Source organism: Paenibacillus dendritiformis (assembly GCF_021654795.1).
In the GTDB taxonomy this organism is placed as follows: Bacteria; Bacillota; Bacilli; order Paenibacillales; family Paenibacillaceae; genus Paenibacillus_B.
In genome coordinates this window covers 5,503,713-5,522,941 of the sequence record NZ_AP025344.1, presented here as the reverse complement: position 1 = coordinate 5,522,941, position 19,229 = coordinate 5,503,713, and the positions used below count along the sequence as shown (strand labels likewise).

The 19,229-nt window shown below is 57.4% G+C and carries 1 protein-coding gene; it reads left to right on the top strand.

The features are described from left to right. Window positions 1-20: 20 nt before the first annotated feature. Complete coding sequence (locus L6439_RS24495; protein WP_420540600.1) at window positions 21-18,833, top strand: non-ribosomal peptide synthase/polyketide synthase; 18,813 nt, start codon at window positions 21-23, stop codon at window positions 18,831-18,833. Window positions 18,834-19,229: the final 396 nt, after the last annotated feature.

Genomic DNA, 19,229 nt, shown 5'->3' with positions numbered 1-19,229 from the left:
CCCAGCGCCGAATATGGTTCATGGAAATTATGAATCCGGGAACGTCCATCACGATGCTTTCCGCAACCTACCAAATTACGGGCGAGATCGACACACAGCTTCTGGAGCAAGCGGCGGCAGAGATCGTCAAAACCTATGACGCTTTCCGAATCCGCATTAGCGGAGATTTGCAAAATCCAACGCAGTGGTTCGAAGAGCCGGAAAATGTCCAAGCCAGGATAAGCCGCCTCGAAATAGGCACAACCGAACAATTCTATGCTTGGGTGAAAGAAGTAAGCGAAAAGCCGGCCAGCGTGTTTGACGAACACCTCCACCAATTTACGATTATCCATTTCGCGAACGGCCAGGTATGGCTCAATTTGACGATAAATCATATTATCGCCGACGGCTTGTCCGTCACTGCTTTGCTGCATGCGGTGATGGAAAAATACCTGGAACTGCGCAAAGGCATCTCCAGCAGTTACCAGGCCCCTTCCTATCTGGATTATATTTCCGCGGAGCGTGAATATGAGCAATCGCAGCGTTATCAAAAAGGCAAGGAATACTGGCTGACGAAGTACAGCACTTTGCCTGAAACGACCGGCATTAAATCATATCCGCCATTCGCGATCGGCAGCGAATCCAATAAACTGTCCATCACTTTGGACGGTTCCCGGTATGAACGCATTTTGGCCTTCAGCGAACAATATCAGGTCAGCTTATATACGTTATTTCTGTCTGCCATGTACGCCTTATTGTACAAGCTGACCGACAGCACCGATGTTCCGGTTGGCACGGTTTTCGCCAATCGCACCAGCAAAAAGGAAAAAGAAACGATCGGGATGTTCGTCAGCACCGTGGCTACGCGGATTCATCTGAATCCAGACGGGGACGTGCTTTCCTTGATCCAAGCGGTTTCCAAGGAGAATACGGCGGATCTGCGGCATCAGAAATACCCTTATAACCAATTGATCCAGGATTTACGCGAACAACACGGTCGCAATGATCTTTCGGGGCTGTTCCGCACGTCTCTGGAATATCTGCCTTTGAAAATCGTGGAATACGAAGAAATCAAGGTACGCCTGGAGGCTCACTTCGCTAAGCACGAGATGGATGATCTGCTGCTGCGCTTCGACCATATGCTGACTGAAGGCCATGTCATTCTCCATGCTTCCTATCGTACCGGCTTGTTCGAGACGGCCGAGATTGATCGGATTATGGAACAGTATGTAACCGTTCTGGATCAGTTTCTTCAGACTCCAGAACTGCCGGTACGCGAGATTTCTCTGCTGAGCGATGAGGAGAGGCACCGCATTCTGGGCGTTTTTAATCCGCCGGTGACAGGGCTGAGCGAGTGGGAAGCCTTTCATCGGTATGTTGAAAAGTTTGTCCGGGAAATTCCGGATCATCCGGCAGTCGTCTACATGGACAAGCAGCTGACCTACGGCGAATTGAACGAACGCGCCGAGCGGCTGGCTTCTCTCCTTCGCGAACAGGGCGTAGGAAGGGAGACGATTACGGGGATCTGGGCGGAGCGTTCGGTGGAACTGCTGGTCGGGGTGCTCGCCGTGTGGAAAGCAGGCGGAGCCTATGTACCGCTGGATCCCGATTATCCAGCGGAGCGGATTGAGTATATGCTCAGCGATAGCGAAGCATCGGTGCTGCTTACGCAGCGTCATCTGTTGGAGCGGGCCGAAGGTTGGTTGGCCGATGACCGGCTGAAGCTTCAAGCTGTCTATGCCATGGACGATGAACATATTTATAAGGGGGATGCCTTAGCCAGGGAATTTGAATCTGCCGGCAGCGCCCCGCAAGACTTGGCTTATGTCATTTACACCTCGGGTACGACGGGACGCCCGAAAGGCGTCATGATCGAGCACGGCAGTCTCGTGAATACGGCGGATGCGTATCGCCGCGAGTACCGCTTGGATCAGTTCCCGGTGCGGCTGCTGCAGCTGGCCAGCTTCTCGTTTGACGTGTTCGTCGGAGACATCGCGCGGACGCTGTATAACGGAGGCACGATGGTGATTGTGCCGAAGGACGACCGGATTGATCCGAACCGCTTATACGGCTGGATTCGGGAGCAAGACATTACGGTATTCGAATCGACGCCTGCGCTCATCCTGCCGTTCATGCAGCATATTTATGAAGAAGGGCTGGACGTTAGCTCCATGCAGTTGCTGATTACCAGCTCGGATGCTTGCAGTGTCACCGATTACCGGTTGCTGCAGGAAAGATTCGGCGGACAATTCCGCATCATCAACAGCTATGGCGTTACCGAAGCGGCCATTGACAGCAGCTTTTACGATGAGACGCTGGACAAGCTGCCGCCATCGGGCCATGTGCCGATCGGCAAAGCTTGGCTGAACGCCCGGTTTTACATTGTCGATTCCGCTTTAAATCCGGTTCCTGTAGGGGTTCCGGGCGAGCTTGTCATCGGCGGCGCCGGGGTGGCCCGCGGGTACTGGAACCGTCCGGACCTTAACGCCGAGAAATTTGTGGACAGCCCGTTTGTGCCGGGCGAACGTCTGTACCGTACAGGCGATTTGGCCCGCTGGCTGGAAGACGGCAACGTTGACTTCATCGGCCGGATCGACTATCAGGTGAAAATTCGCGGGTTCCGGATTGAACTCGGCGAAATTGAAACGGCCCTGCTGCGTTTCCCGGGCGTCAAGCAGGCTGTGGTGACTGACCGTACGGATGAACAGGGGCAAAAGTATTTGTGCGGCTACGTGGCGGCGGATGCTTCCTTGCAGCTGAGCGATCTGCTGTCCCAATTGAAGCAAGAGCTGCCGACCCATATGATCCCGGCCCGGCTGGTGTCTCTTGATAAGCTTCCACTTACTCCGAACGGCAAAATTGACCGTAAAGCGCTGCCTGAACCGACCGGAGAGGTAGAAGCAGGCCGTGAGTATGTGGCTCCTCGCACAACGCTGGAAACAAGACTTGCTCTCATTTGGCAGCAGGTGCTGGGTATTGCGCGAGTTGGAATCGAAGACGATTTCTTTGACCTGGGTGGTCATTCCTTGCGGGCCTCCACGCTGGTTTCCAAGATTCGGAAAGAGCTGCAAGTCGAGGTTCCGCTGCGGGACGTTTTCCGCTACACCACGATCAAACAGCTGGCCCAAAGAATCGGCGGTTTAAAGCAGCAGGAGACGTATGAAATTACAAAGGCGGCTGAGGCCGAGTACTATCCGGTTTCATCCGAGCAAAAGCGTCTGTACGTCCTGCGCCAGCTTGAGGGGGCCGAGCGCAGCTACAATATGTCGGCGGCGCTTCTTCTCGAAGGCAAGCTGGACCGCATGCGCGCCGAGCACGCATTCCGGGCGCTGATTCAGCGCCATGAGACGCTGCGTACCGGGATCGAGCAGGTTCAAGGCGAGCTTGTGCAGCGCATCTATGACGAGGTGGAGTTTGCTGTGGATTATTTCCAGGCGAGCGAGCGGGAAGTGGACCAAGTGGTGGAAGCTTACTATCGCCCGTTTGATCTGACCAAGCCGCCACTTCTCCGCATCGGCCTGATCGAAGTCGCCGAGGATCGCCACATTCTGCTGTTCGATATGCACCATATCGTCTCGGACGGCATATCGACAGCGCTGCTCTTCGACGAGTTCAGCCGCCTGTATCGGGGCGAAGAGCTGGCTCCGCTGCGCATTCAATACAAAGATTATGCCGTTTGGCAGCATTCCGAAGCTTACGGGCAGATGCTCCAGCCGCAGAAGGAGTACTGGCTGGAACAATTGTCAGGCGAGCTGCCGGTCTTGGAGCTGCCGACGGACTTCCCGCGGCCAGCGGTGCAAAGCTTTGATGGCCGGACCGTGAAGTTTTATATCGGGAAAGAGCGGACGGAGAAGCTGAAGGAGCTGGCGGCACGGACGGGGACGACCCTGTACATGGTGCTGCTGTCGGCTTACTCCATCCTTATGCATAAATATTCGGGTCAGGAAGATCTGATCGTCGGAACGCCGATTGCCGGAAGAACGCAGGAAGAAGTGCAGCCGATCGTAGGAATGTTTATCAATACGCTGGCCATTCGCAGCCGTCCGGAGCGTTCCAAGCCGTACCTTTCGTACCTGGAAGAAATCAAGGACATCACGCTCGGGGCTTTCGAACACCAAAATTATTTGTTTGAAGACTTGGTGGAAAGTCTTCACATTCCGCGCGCGACTGGTCGGAATCCGCTCTTTGATACGTTCTTCTCCCTGCAAAATACGGAGAACGAGCAAATTGTCGTCGAGGGTCTGGAGCAATCGTTTTATCCGCTGGAAAACCGAACATCCAAGTTCGAGCTGCTCCTAGACATTTCGGAGCTGGATGGTCAGCTCGAATGCCGGTTGGAGTACGCAACGGCTTTGTATAAACAGGAGACCGCGGAGCGGTTCGCCAAACATTATGACAAGCTGTTAGAAACCATCGCAGCAGCGCCGGACGGGGATATTGCCTCGCTGGAAATGCTCACGGAGGAGGAAATCCGCGAGCTGGTGCGCGGTTTCAACGATTCGGAGGCGGACTACCCGCGGCAGCAGACGATTCATGGCTTGTTCGAAGAGCAGGCAGAGCTTTACCCGGACAACGTGGCCGCCGTCATGAACGAGCGGCAGCTGACCTACCGCGAGCTGAACGAGCGATCCAACCGCCTTGCGCGGAAGCTGCGGGAGACGGGAGTAGAAGCGGACCAGCTGGTAGCGATTCTGGCCGAATGCTCGCTCGATATGGTCGTCGGCATTCTGGCGATTCTCAAAGCGGGCGGAGCCTACGTGCCTGTCGATCCCGACTACCCGGAGGAGCGCATCCGCTTCATGATCGAGGATTCGGGCGCGCCGTTATTGCTGATTCAAAAGCATCTGCACGAGAAGACCGACTTCGCAGGAACGCGCCTCGAATTGGATGATTTCGTTTGGGGCGACAGAGGGGCGGACTCCGAAGGTGCGCTGGACGCTTTGAACCTGGAACCGATTTCCGGACCGGGCAACCTGGCTTATGTCATCTACACGTCGGGAACGACCGGCAGACCGAAAGGAACGCTGATCGAGCATAAGAACGTGGTGCGCCTCCTGTTCAACGAAAAGAACCTGTTCGACTTCGGGCCGTCCGACACGTGGACGCTGTTCCACTCGTTCTGCTTCGATTTCTCCGTCTGGGAAATGTACGGAGCGCTGCTGTACGGAGGCAAGCTGGTCATCGTACCGCCGCTCACGGCGAAAAATCCGGCCGATTTCCTGGCGCTGCTGGGCCGCGAACAGGTCACGATTTTGAACCAGACGCCAACGTACTTCTACCAGCTGCTGCGTGAGGTCTTGGCGGATCATCCGTACGATCTGCGGATTCGCAACGTCATCTTCGGGGGCGAAGCGCTGAGTCCGCTGCTGCTCAAGGGCTTCAAGACGAAGTACCCGGAGACGAAGCTGATCAATATGTACGGCATTACCGAGACGACGGTTCACGTGACGTATAAGGAAATTACGCGGGTCGAAATGGAGGCGGCGAAGAGCAATATCGGCAAGCCGATCCCGACGCTGAAGGTGTACGTCCTGGATGAAAACCGCCGCCCAGTGCCGATCGGCGTAGCGGGCGAAATGTACGTGGCCGGGGAAGGCCTGGCGAGAGGATACCTGAACCGTCCGGATCTGACGGCGGAGAAGTTCGTCGATTCCCCGTTTGCGGAGGGGGAGAAGCTGTACCGCTCGGGCGACTTGGGGGCTTGGCTGCCGGACGGCAACATCGAATACCTGGGCCGGATCGACCACCAGGTCAAAATCCGCGGGTACCGGATCGAGCTGGACGAAATCGAGACGCAGCTTCTGAACGTCGAGGGCGTGGAAGAAGCGGTGGTGCTCGCCCGTCAGGACGGCGGGGGCGAGAAGGCGCTTGTCGCCTACTTTGTGGCGGACCGGATGCTGACGGTCAGTGAAATGAGAACCTCGCTGGCCCAGGGAATGCCGGGGTACATGATCCCGTCGTACTTCGTGCAGCTGGAGCGCATGCCGCTGACGTCCAACGGCAAAGTGGACCGCAAAGCGCTGCCGGAGCCGCAAGGCGGCTTGCAAACGGGCGTCGAATACGTAGCGCCGCGTAACCGGACGGAGTCCCAGCTTGTGAAGATCTGGGAGGAAGTGCTGGGTTACTCCGGCATTGGAGTCCTGGACAATTTCTTCGAGCTCGGAGGCCACTCCTTGCGGGCGACGAACCTTGTCAGCAAGATTCGGAAGGAAATGAACGTCGAACTTCCGCTGCGCGATGTGTTCCGCTATACGACGGTAGAGTCGATGGCCGGGGCTATTGCCAGCTTGGAGGAAACGCGGCACAGCTCGATTCCGAAAGCGGAAGAGAAAGCGTACTATCCGGTTTCCTCCGCGCAAAAAAGGCTGTACGTCCTGCACCAGCTGGATGGCTCGGAGCTGAATTACAACCTCCCAAGCGCCTTGCAATTGGAGGGGGCTTTGAACGAGGTCAAATTGGAAAAGGCGCTGACTACTTTGGTGAACCGGCACGATATGCTGCGCACCGGTTTTGAAATCGTGAATGGGGAGCCGGTTCAGCGAATTCATCCGCTCGCAGCTTTTAAGGTCCAGAAGCTTCAAGCAAGCGAAGATCAGGTTGCGGCTATTCTTGAAGGCTTCATTCAGCCTTTTGACTTGGCCCAGCCGCCTTTGCTGCGCGCCCTGCTGATCGAACTGGAGAAAGAGAAATTCCTGCTCGCGCTGGATATACATCATATTGGTTCGGACGGCCTTTCCATGGACGTGCTGCTGCGCGAATTCGTGCGGCTTTACAATGGAGAAGAATTGCCGGAGCTGCGGATTCAATACAAGGATTACGCCGTGTGGCAGCAATCCGAGGAGCAGCGCCAGCGCATCAAACGGCAGGAGGAATACTGGCGCGGGGTATTCAGCTCCGAGCTTCCGGTTCTTGAGCTGCCTATCGACTTCTCCCGCCCGGCCGTCCAGCAGTTTGACGGTCAGACGCTCACGTTTACGCTGGATGCGGAGAAAAGCGAAGCTCTCAAACGGCTTGCCGGCGATTCGGGGGCGACGCTGTACATGCTTTTGCTGGCTGCGTACTCCGTATTGCTTCATAAATACGCGGGACAGGAAGATATCGTGGTCGGCACTCCGATTGCCGCCCGTTCTCACGCCGACCTGCAGCCGATTATCGGCATGTTCGTCAACACACTGGCCCTACGCTTGAGTCCGGCGGCGGAACGGACATTCCTGGATTACTTGCAGGAAGTGAAGGAAACGACGCTTGGAGCCTATGAGCACCAGGACTATCCGTTCGAGGAGCTGGTGGAAGCTCTTCAGGTGAGACGGGATTTAAGCCGGAATCCGCTGTTTGACACTATGTTTTCTTTGCAAAAGCACGAAAGCTTGGATGTAACCCTGGAAGGCTTGCAATGGTCGCTGTTCGACATCGAGGAAAAGACGGCAAAGTTCGATCTCAGCTTAGATATCGTGGAAGCCGATAACGAGCTGGTTTGCAAGATCGAGTACGCTACCTCGTTGTTTAGACAGGAAACGATGGTACGACTGGCGGCTCATTACGAGCAGCTTTTGGCGTCGATTCTGGCTCAGCCGGGTGCGCGTATTGCGGATTTGGATATTTTGACGGACAGCGAAAAGCATGATTTGCTGGTCGGGTTTGACGTGTCGTCTTCGGTTCTTGCGAAGCAACCCGCCGCAGAGGGTACAGGCTTGGAAGCGGATGAGTCGTGGAGAGAGAGAACGTTCCACGAGCTGTTCGAGGAGCAGGCGGAGCGCACTCCGGGAGCGCTGGCGGTTGTCTACGAAGACAGCAAGCTGACGTATGCGGAGCTGAACGCCAAAGCGAATCGTCTGGCGTATGCGCTGCGGGCGCGCGGGGTGAAGCCTGAGCAGGTGGTCGGCGTTCTGGCCGGCCGTTCGGCGGAGCTGTTGATCGGGGTGCTCGCCGTATGGAAAGCGGGCGGCGCTTATGTGCCGCTCGACCCGGACTATCCGGCGGAACGGATCGAGTATATGCTCGCGGACAGCGGGGCGTCGGTGCTTCTCACGCAGACCCGCCTGCTGGAGCAGGCGGAAGCTTGGCGCAGCGACGGAGCTCTAGCGCTGCAAACGGTGCTTGCGCTTGACGACGCCGCGACGTACAGCCTCGGAGCGTCGGAAGCGGCTTCTGCCGAAACGTCGGCCACGGCAGAAGCCGAGAAGAACGTACTGGCGGCGGATCTCGCATCGAATCCGGCGAATGTGAACAAGCCGCGCGATTTGGCTTACGTCATCTACACCTCCGGTACGACGGGCCGTCCGAAGGGCGTGGCGGTGGAACACCGCAGCCTGGTGAACACGGCGGCGGGCTACCGGCGGGAATACCGGTTGGATCAGTTCCCGGTGCGGCTGCTGCAGCTCGCCAGCTTCTCATTCGACGTGTTCGTCGGCGACATTGCGCGGACGCTGTACAACGGCGGCACCATGGTGATCGTGCCGAAGGACGACCGGATCGATCCAACCCGCCTCTACGGCTGGATTCGCGACTACGCCGTGACGGTGTTCGAATCGACTCCGGCGCTGATCGTACCGTTCATGGAGCATGTACATGCTGAAGGTCTGGACCTCAGCTCGATGCAGCTGCTGATCACAAGCTCGGATGCGTGCAGCGTAGCGGATTATCGCACCTTGCAGGAGCGCTTCGGCTCGCAGTTCCGTATTATTAACAGCTACGGCGTAACGGAAGCGGCGATTGACTCCAGCTTCTATGACGAGCCGCTGGAGAAGCTGCCGAAGACGGGCAGCGTGCCGATCGGGAAAGCGTGGCTGAACGCCAAGTTCTACATCGTGGATGCGAATCTGAAGCCGGTGCCGGTCGGGGTGTTGGGCGAGCTGATTATCGGCGGAGCGGGTGTGGCCCGCGGTTACTTGAACCGCCCGGATTTGACGGCGGAGAAATTCGTAGACAGCCCGTTCGCCGCTGGGGAGCGGCTGTACCGGACGGGCGACCTGGCGCGCTGGATGCCGGACGGCAACGTGGACTTCATCGGCCGGATCGACAATCAGGTGAAAATTCACGGCTATCGGATCGAGCTTGGAGAAATTGAAGCAGCTATGCAAAATGTTGCCGGCGTGCGTCAAGCGCTTGTCATCGCTCGGACGGACGAGCGGGGGCAGAAATATTTGTGCGGGTATGTCGTAGCGGATTCCAGCTTCGGTCTGGAAGGGCTTGTGGCCCATCTGGACGCCGCGCTGCCTTCCCATATGGTGCCTTCGCGCATCATGCGCCTGGATCAAATGCCGCTTACGCCGAACGGGAAGATCGACCGTAAAGCGCTGCCTGTGCCGGAAGGAAGCATTCGTGCCGAGGCTGCATACACGGCGCCTCGTACTCCTGCCGAGCAAGCGCTTGCGTCGGTCTGGCAGTCGGTGCTGGGCGTGGATCAGGTCGGCACGATGGACAATTTCTTTGCGGTCGGCGGCGATTCGATCAAGGCCTTGCAGGTATCGTCCCGTCTTTTGCAAACGGGGTACAAGCTGGTCATGAAAGATTTGTTCCATTACCCGACGATTTCCGCCCTTAGTTTGCAGCTGCAGACGGCGGAGAGAACGGCAAGCCAGGCCGAAGTGACGGGAGAGGTCATCTTGACCCCGATTCAGCGCTGGTTCTTTGAACAAAATCCGGCCGACGTGCATCACAGCAACCAGGCGTTTATGCAGTTCTCCAAGCATGGCTTTGACGAAGAAGCTTTACGCCAAGCGGTGCGTCAGCTTGTCGTGCATCACGATGCTCTCCGTACGGTTTACCGCCAAACCGAGAACGGCTATATGGCCTGGAACCGCGGCGCCGGGGAGAACGAAGCGCTGTTCGATCTGGAAGTGGTCGATTGCAAGGGAGTCGGCGACGTAAAAGAAGCGGCAGAGGCTAAGGCGAATGCCATTCAAGCGAGCATCGATCTGGAGAACGGCCCGCTGGTGAAGCTCGGCTTGTTCCGCTGCCACGACGGCGACCACCTGCTCATCGCGATCCATCACTTGGTCGTAGACGGCGTATCCTGGCGGATTCTGCTTGAAGATTTTGCTGCCGGCTATGAGCAGGCGCTGCAAGGGCAGCCGATCCGTCTGCCGCTCAAAACGGATTCATTCCAAACGTGGGCGAAACAGCTCGCTGATTATGCGAACGGTCCGGCGATGGAAAGCGAGCGAGAGTATTGGCAGCATATTGAGCAATTGAGCTATGAGCCGCTTCCGAAAGATTTTGAACAAGGCAGATCCAAGCTGAAGGACAGCGGGCTCGTGACCGTCCGCTGGACGGCGGAGGAAACCGAACAGCTGCTGAAGCAGGCACACCGTGCTTACCATACGGAAATGAACGATTTGCTGCTTGCCGCGCTTGGCCTCGCGGTACAAGCTTGGAGCGGCCGGGAACGCGTGCTGGTGAATCTTGAAGGCCACGGCCGGGAAGATATTTTGCCGGATGTGGACATTACGCGCACGGTAGGCTGGTTTACAAGCCAATTCCCTGTCGTTCTGGAGCCGGGTCACGCCCAGGCGCTCGGTCATCAGGTGAAACAGGTTAAAGAAAGCTTGCGCCGCATTCCGAACAAAGGAATCGGCTACGGCATCCTGCGTTATTTGTCGGTGCCGCGTGACGGCGAGCGCTTCGCTTTGGAGCCGGAGATCAGCTTTAACTATTTGGGTCAGTTCGACCAGGATTACGAAAGCAGCGGCTCGCAGCCGTCTCCGTTCAGCCCGGGCTCCGATTCAAGCCCGAATGCAGTGATGGAGTATGTCCTCGATATCAACGGCATGGTGTCGGAAGGAGTGCTGGAACTCACGATCCGTTATGGGGAAACCCAGTATAAACGGGAAACGGTAGAGCGCCTGGGCACCCTGCTTCAATCGAGCTTGCGTGAAGTCATCAGCCATTGCGTATCGAAAGAGCGGCCGGAGCTTACGCCTAGCGACGTTCTGCTTCAAGATGTGACGGTGGAGGAACTGGAGCGGCTGGCCGAACATACGGCGGCGCTCGGCGAACTGGAGAATGTATACACCCTGACTCCGCTGCAAAAAGGAATGTTGTTCCACAGCCTGCTGGATGCCGATTCGGAAGCTTACTTCGAACAGGTGACCTTCGATCTGTATGGAAGCCTGAATGTCGAAGCCTTCACCCAAGGATTGGATACGCTGGTGCAGCGGAATGAGGCGCTGCGGACCAACTTTATTACCGGCTGGAGAGACGAGCCGATTCAAGTGGTATTCCGCGAGCGGAAGTGTGAAGTGTACTTCGAGGATATTCGCTCGGCAAGCGATGAAGACCCGGCGAAGACGATAGCCGGTTTCGTCAGCGCGGATAAAGCGAACAAGTTCGATTTGGCCCGAGGCTCTCTTATGCGCGTGACGGTTTTGCGCACAGGCGGCGAGTCCTACCATGTGATCTGGAGTCATCATCACATTTTGATGGACGGCTGGTGCATGTCCTTCATGATCAAGGAAGTGTTCGACACCTACTTCGCGTTCCAGGAGAAGCGGACGCCGGAGCTTCCTCCGGTTACCTCGTACTCCCGGTATATCGAATGGCTGGAAGCTCAGGATGCCGCGAAAGCTTCGCGTTACTGGTCCGAGTATTTGGCGGGTTACGATCAGCAGACCAAGCTGCCCCAGGAGAAAACGCAGCTGAAGCAGGGCGCTTTTGAAGCGGCTGAATTCGATGTGGAACTCAGCAAGGAACTGACCGGGCAAATCAAGCGGGTGGCGCGCCAGCAGCAGGTGACGCTCAATACGTTCATGCAGACCGTATGGGGACTGGTTCTGCAGGTATACAACAACAGCGAGGATGTCGTATTCGGCTCCGTCGTATCCGGGCGTCCGGCGGAAATTCCGGGCATCGAAAGCATGATCGGCCTGTTTATTAATACGATCCCGGTCCGTATTCAAGCCAAAGCCGAGGAGACGGTAGCCGATATTTTGAGAAAAATCCAGGATCAAGCGCTGGCATCGGGAGCTTACGAAACGTTCCCGCTGTTCGAAATTCAGTCGGTGAGCGAGCAAAAGCGCGACTTGATCAACCATATTATGGTCTTTGAAAATTATCCGATGGAAGAACAGATTGAGCAGGTCGTCGGCGGAGACAAAGAAGCGCTGAAAATCGCTAATATCCAGTCGCCGGAGCAAACGAACTACGACCTGGACATTACCGTCATTCCGGAAGAGCATATTTTGCTGCGGTTTACGTACAATGCGCTGACGTTCAGAGAGGAAGACATCAGGCTGATCCACGGTCATTTTGCCCAGGCACTGGAGAAGGTTGCGGCTAACCCGAACATCCGCGTGAATGAGTTGGAGCTTTTGACGGCGGCGGAAAAAGACCAAATTCTCGGCGCGTTCAACCCGGCGCAGCCGGAAGCGGCTCCTGCGGCCGCGTTCCACCGGCTGTTCGAGGAACAGGCGGAGCGCACGCCGGAAGCGGAGGCCGTCGTGTGCGAGAACGACCGGCTGACGTATGCGGAGCTGAACGAGCGGGCGAACCGCTTGGCGGCCACGCTGCGCGCAAGCGGCATCGGCCGGGAGTCGATCGTCGGCATTCTCGCCGAGCGTTCGGTGGACTTGCTGGTGGCCGTGCTGGCCGTCTGGAAAGCGGGCGGGGCGTATGTGCCGCTCGACCCGGATTATCCGGCGGACCGCGTGCGGTTCATGCTCGAAGACAGCGGAGCGAAGGTGCTGCTGACGCAAATGCCGCTGCGGGAACGCGCCGAAGCCTGGCTCGGCGAAGAGGAGCTGGCGCTGGCGGCGGTGCTCTACCTCGACGACGAAGCGCCGTACAGCGAGGAGCGGGCGAATGCGCCGATTGGCTCCGGCATGGTCTCCGGCAAGCGGACGGATGCTGTGGATGACGGCGATGAGACCCATCCGAATGTTGGCACCGACAGCTTCCATGAAGCCCGTCCGGAGGATCTGGCGTACGTGATCTATACGTCGGGAACGACGGGCAAGCCGAAGGGCGTGATGATCGAGCACCGCAGCCTGGTGAACACGGCGGCGGGCTACCGGCGGGAATACCGGTTGGATCAGTTCCCGGTGCGGCTGCTGCAGCTCGCCAGCTTCTCGTTCGACGTGTTCGTGGGCGATATCGCGCGGACGCTGTATAACGGAGGCGCGATGGTGATCGTGCCGAAGGACGACCGGATCGATCCGTCTCGTCTGCACTACTGGATGGAGCGGGAGCGGGTCACCGTCTTCGAATCGACGCCGGCGCTGATCGTGCCGTTCCTGGAGTACGTGCACGAGCAGCGGCTGGATATGAGCGGGATGGAGCTGTTGATCACGAGTTCGGACAGCTGCAGCGTGGCGGATTACCGGACCTTGCAGGAACGCTTCGGCTCGTTGTTCCGGATCATCAACGCCTACGGCGTGACGGAAGCGGCGATCGACTCCAGCTTCTACGACGAGGATCTGGCGAAGCTGCCGCGGACAGGCCATGTGCCAATCGGCAAAGCGTGGCTGAATGCGAAATTCTACATTGTGGATGCGCATCTGAACCCGGTGCCGGTCGGGGTGCTGGGCGAGCTGGTCATCGGCGGAGCCGGCGTGGCGCGCGGGTACTTGAACCGTCCGGAGCTGACGGAAGAGAAGTTCGTAGACAGTCCGTTCGCCGCGGGCGAGCGGCTGTACCGCACGGGAGACTTGGCGCGGTGGATGGAGGACGGCAATGTGGACTTCATCGGCCGGATCGACAACCAGGCGAAAATCCGGGGCTACCGGATTGAGACGGGCGAAGTCGAAGCGAAGCTGCTGAGTGCAGGTGGCGTGAAGGAAGCGGTCGTTGTCGTCAGGGAAGATCAAGAAGGTCAGAAAGCTTTGTGCGCTTATTATACAGCGGAAGAAGGCTTGACGGCGGCGGACCTGAAGCGGGCGATGGCCAGCGAGCTGCCGGGGTACATGATCCCGTCGTACTTCGTGGAGCTGGAGCGCCTGCCTCTGACGCCGAACGGAAAGATCGACCGGAAGGCGCTGCCGGCGCCGGAAGGGGGAGCAGGCGGAGGCCGCGAATACGTGGCGCCGCGCACCGAACTGGAGGCGAAGCTGGCCGTCATTTGGCAGGAGGTGCTTGTTCGGGAGAAGGCGGTAGGCGTAACGGACAACTTCTTCGACCTCGGCGGACACTCCCTGCGGGCGACGACGCTTGTCAGCAAAATGCATAAGGAGCTAGGCGTTGAATTCCCGCTTCGCGACGTATTCCGCTACTCGACGGTTGAGGAAATGGCCGCGGCTATGGAGCGGCTGGAGATCGGCTCGTTCACGGCTATTCCGGCTGCGGAACCTAGCGAGTATTATCCGCTCTCTTCCGCTCAGAAACGTCTCTATATCTTGAACCAGCTGGAAGGAGCCGAGCTGAGCTACAACATACCGGGAGCTATGCTGCTCGAAGGGGAGCTCGACCGGCAGCGGTTTGAAGAAGCGTTCCGCGGGCTCGTAGCTCGTCATGAAACGCTGCGTACCGGCTTTGAGATGGTAAAAGGCGAAGCGGTTCAGCGGATTTACGAAGAAGCCGCCTTCCAGGTGGAATATGTGCGGATCAGCGGGGAGCAGGCGGAAGAAACGGTGCGTCAATTCGTTCGTCCGTTTGATCTGGCGAAGCCGCCGCTTCTGCGGGTAGGCCTTGCCGAACTGGCGCCGGACCGGCACATTCTGATGTTCGATACGCATCATATCGTATCTGACGGTGTTTCGATTGACGTACTGATCGAAGAGTTCGTCCGCTTGTACAGCGGGGAGCAGTTGGAGCCGCTCCGCATTCAATACAAAGATTATGCGGTATGGCAGCAATCGGACGAGCAGAAGGCTCAGCTTGCCAAGCAGGAAGCCTACTGGCTCGACATGTTCCGCGGAGAGCTGCCGGTTTTGGAATTGCCGACGGACTATCCGCGCCCGGCTATGCAGAGCTACGAGGGCCGCACGCTGCAATTGTTTATGCATAAGGAGAAAAGCGAGGGTCTGAAACGACTTGCAGCCGAGAACGGCGCAACGCTTTACATGGTTCTGCTTGCTGGTTATACAATATTATTGCAAAAATATACAGGGCAAGAAGACGTGGTGGTCGGTACGCCGATTGCGGGAAGAAATCACAGCGACGTTCAGCCGCTGATCGGAATGTTCGTCAATACTCTGGCCATCCGCAGTTATCCGGCTGCCGGTAAGACGTTCCTTGACTACTTGAAGGAAATTAAGCAGACGACGCTGGGCGCTTTTGAACATCAGAATTATCCGTTTGAGGAACTGGTGGATAAGGTGAACGTAGCTCGCGATTTAAGCCGCAATCCGCTGTTCGATACGATGTTTGCTTTGCAGAATACAGAGAATTTGGAAATCCAGCTTCCCGGACTCCATTTGTCAACGTATGCCAGCGAAGAAATTGTTTCTAAATTCGATCTCAGCCTGGACGTCACGGAGATCGAGGAAGGCTTGGAATATCTGTTTGAATACGCCACTGCTCTTTATAAAACCGAAACGGTGGAGAAATTGGCCGCTCACTACTTGCAGCTGCTTGAATCCATTCTCCGCAACCCGTCGGCGACTATTGCCGAGCTGGGCATTTTGACACCGGCGGAAAAAGAGCAAATTCTCGGCGCGTTCAACCCGACGCAGCCGGAAGCGGCTCCTGCGGCCGCGTTCCACCGGCTGTTCGAGGAACAGGCGGAGCGCACGCCGGAAGCGGAGGCCGTCGTGTACGAGAACGAACGGCTGACGTATGCGGAGCTGAACGAGCGGGCGAACCGCTTGGCGGCCACGCTGCGCGCAAGCGGCATCGGCCGGGAGTCGATCGTCGGCATTCTCGCCGAGCGTTCGGTGGACTTGCTGGTGGCCGTGCTGGCCGTCTGGAAAGCGGGCGGGGCGTATGTGCCGCTCGATCCGGATTATCCGGCAGACCGCGTGCGGTTCATGCTCGAAGACAGCGGAGCGAAGGTGCTGCTGACGCAAATGCCGCTGCGGGAACGCGCCGAAGCCTGGCTCGGCGAAGAGGAGCTGGCGCTGGCGGCGGTGCTGTACCTGGACGACGAAGCGTCGTACAGCGAGGAGCGGGCGAATGCGCCGATTGGCTCCGGCATGGTCTCCGGCAAGCTGACGGATGCTGTGGACGACGGCGATGAGAGCCATCAGCATGTCGGCACCGACAGCTTCCATGAAGCCCGTCCGGAGGATCTGGCGTACGTGATCTATACGTCGGGAACGACGGGCAGGCCGAAGGGCGTGATGATCGAGCACCGCAGCCTGGTGAACACGGCAGCGGGCTACCGGCGGGAATACCGGTTGGATCAGTTCCCGGTGCGCCTGCTGCAGCTCGCAAGCTTCTCGTTCGACGTGTTCGTGGGAGATATCGCGCGGACGCTGTATAACGGAGGCACGATGGTGATTGTGCCGAAGGACGACCGGATCGATCCGTCTCGTCTGCACCACTGGATGGAGCGGGAGCGGGTCACCATCGTCGAATCGACGCCGGCGCTGATCGGGCCGTTCCTGGAATACGTGCACGAGCAGCGGCTGGATATGAGCGGGATGGAGCTGTTGATCACGAGCTCGGACAGCTGCAGCGTGGCGGATTACCGGACCTTGCAGGAACGCTTCGGCTCATTGTTCCGGATCATCAACGCCTACGGCGTGACGGAAGCGGCGATCGACTCCAGCTTCTATGACGAGCCGCTGGAGAAGCTGCCGAAGACGGGCAGCGTGCCGATCGGCAAAGCGTGGCTGAATGCGAAATTCTACATTGTGGACGCGCACCTGAACCCGGTGCCGGTCGGGGTGCTGGGCGAGCTGGTTATCGGCGGAGCCGGCGTGGCGCGCGGGTACTTAAACCGTCCGGAGCTGACAGAAGAGAAGTTCGTAGACAGCCCGTTCGCCGCGGGCGAGCGGCTGTACCGCACGGGAGACTTGGCGCGGTGGATGGAGGACGGCAACGTGGACTTCATCGGCCGGATCGACAATCAGGCGAAAATCCGGGGGTACCGGATTGAGATGGGCGAAGTCGAAGCGAAGATGCTGAGTGCAGGTGGCGTGAAGGAAGCGGTCGTTGTCGTCAGGGAAGATCAAGAAGGTCAGAAAGCTTTGTGCGCTTATTATACAGCGGAAGAAGGCCTGACGGCGGCAGACCTGAAACGGGCGATTTCCAGCGAGCTGCCGGGTTACATGATTCCGTCGTACTTCGTGGAGCTGGAGCGCCTGCCTCTGACGCCGAACGGAAAGATTGACCGGAAGGCGCTGCCGGCGCCGGAAGGGGGAGCAGGCGGAGGCCGCGAATACGTGGCGCCGCGCACCGAACTGGAGGCGACACTGGCCGCCATCTGGCAGGACGTGCTCGGGCCGGTCACGATTGGCGTGACGGACAACTTCTTCGACCTCGGCGGGCACTCGCTGCGGGCGACGACGCTGGTCAGCAAGGTGCACAAGGAGCTGAGCGTGGACCTGCCGCTGCGGGATGTGTTCCGGCACTCGACCATCGAAGCGATGGCCGAAGCGATCAGCCAATTGGAGCGGCAGGAACACCTCTCCATTCCGGTTCTGGATAAGAGGGATTACTATCCGCTTTCCTCCGTGCAAAAACGGCTGTACATCCAGCAGCAGATGGAAGGAGCCGAGCTTAGCTACAACATGTCCGGCATGACGGTTCTCGTCGGGCGCTTGGAACGGAAACAATTCGAGGCGGCGCTCAAAGGATTGATCGCTCGTCACGAAATTTTGCGAACCGGCTTCGAAATGGTCGACGGCGAACCGGTACAACGGATTTATCCGGACTTGAAGTTTGCCGTCGAGTATACGAAAGCGACGGAAAGTGAAACGAAGAGCATCGCAGACGGCTTTGTGCGCGTCTTTGATTTGGAGCGGCCGCCGCTGCTGCGTGTGGGCTTAGTCGAATGGGAAGCGGAGCGGCATCTGCTCATGCTGGACATTCATCATATCGTCACGGATGGCATGTCGATGGGCATCTTCGTCGCAGAGCTGCTGCGCTTGTATAACGGCGAGACGCTGGAACCGCTTCGGATTCAATACAAGGAATTCGCCGCTTGGCAGCAGTCCGAACCTGTAAAAGAGCGGCTGAAACGTCAGGAAGCCTACTGGCTGGACGTGCTGGAAGGCGAACTGCCGACGCTTGAACTGCCTACGGACTTTGTCAGACCTGCCGCTCGCAGCTTTGAGGGAGATGTGCTGCCTTTCAGCATCGACAAGCAGATGACCGACAGCTTGCAGCGCATCGCCGATGAGAACGGTGCCACCCTTTATATGGTGTTATCGGCGGCCTATTCCATCCTGCTCAGCAAGTACTCGGGACAAGAAGACTTCATTGTAGGCACGCCGGTTTCGGGCCGCACACATGCCGACCTGGAGCCGCTCATCGGAATGTTTGTCAACACTTTGGCGATTCGCCATTATCCGTCCGGGGAGAAGACGTTCCTCGCTTACTTGAACGAAGTCAAAGAAACGATGCTGGGGGCCTACGACCATCAGGATTATCCGTTCGAGGAGCTTGTGAAAAAGCTGCAGGCGCCGCGAGATCAAAGCCGCAATCCTGTATTCGATGTCGTGTTTGCTCTGGAAACGAACGAAGATAACGTTCCAAGCTTCGGGGATATCAAGATCGAATCTTATCCGGAAACTCATACGGTTTCCCAATTTGATCTTACCTTGGTCATTTCGTTGCTGGATGAGGGAATGAACGGGCAGTTTGAATATGCCACCAAGTTGTTCACACGCAATCTGATCGACAATTTCGCTCAGGACCTGCTCGCGATCATCACCCAAATTTGCGAACAGCCTTCGGTGCTGTTGAAGGATATTTCCCTGAACGGGCAATCCGAACAGGAGCAAGATGTGCTAGAGGCCATTGATATTATTTTCTAATCCCTACCCGGCTTGGGTGTATGCCGTATTTCTCTCGGTACGCATCCTGCCGGGTGTTTTTTTCAAATGAAAGGGAAAAATCCACCACAGGAATCTGACGTCAAGTGCCGCTGAGCAACGATTTCAATTTATTGGAAAAGCAACAAAACACAACAGAAATCTTAGTTTACCTTTGGTATACTAAGAATCAAACCATTTAAACAGAGATATTCCGAATACCCGAAAAACGAAAAGAAGTAATTGCCGATCGTTGCAGACGAGTTTAATCTTTTGACTATGACACCAGAAGAACAACAAACGGCACACGAAGACTACAGGAAGAAATACAGATATCTAAAACGTGCGCCGCGGCTACTCATTACTACTACCTCATAGGGGAAAAGTTCCGAAATACAA

What these genes read in the sequence shown, in the direction of transcription:
- L6439_RS24495 (WP_420540600.1), top strand. Translation starts at nt 21, where the DNA reads ATGGAAATTATGAATCCGGGAACGTCCATCACGATGCTTTCCGCAACC.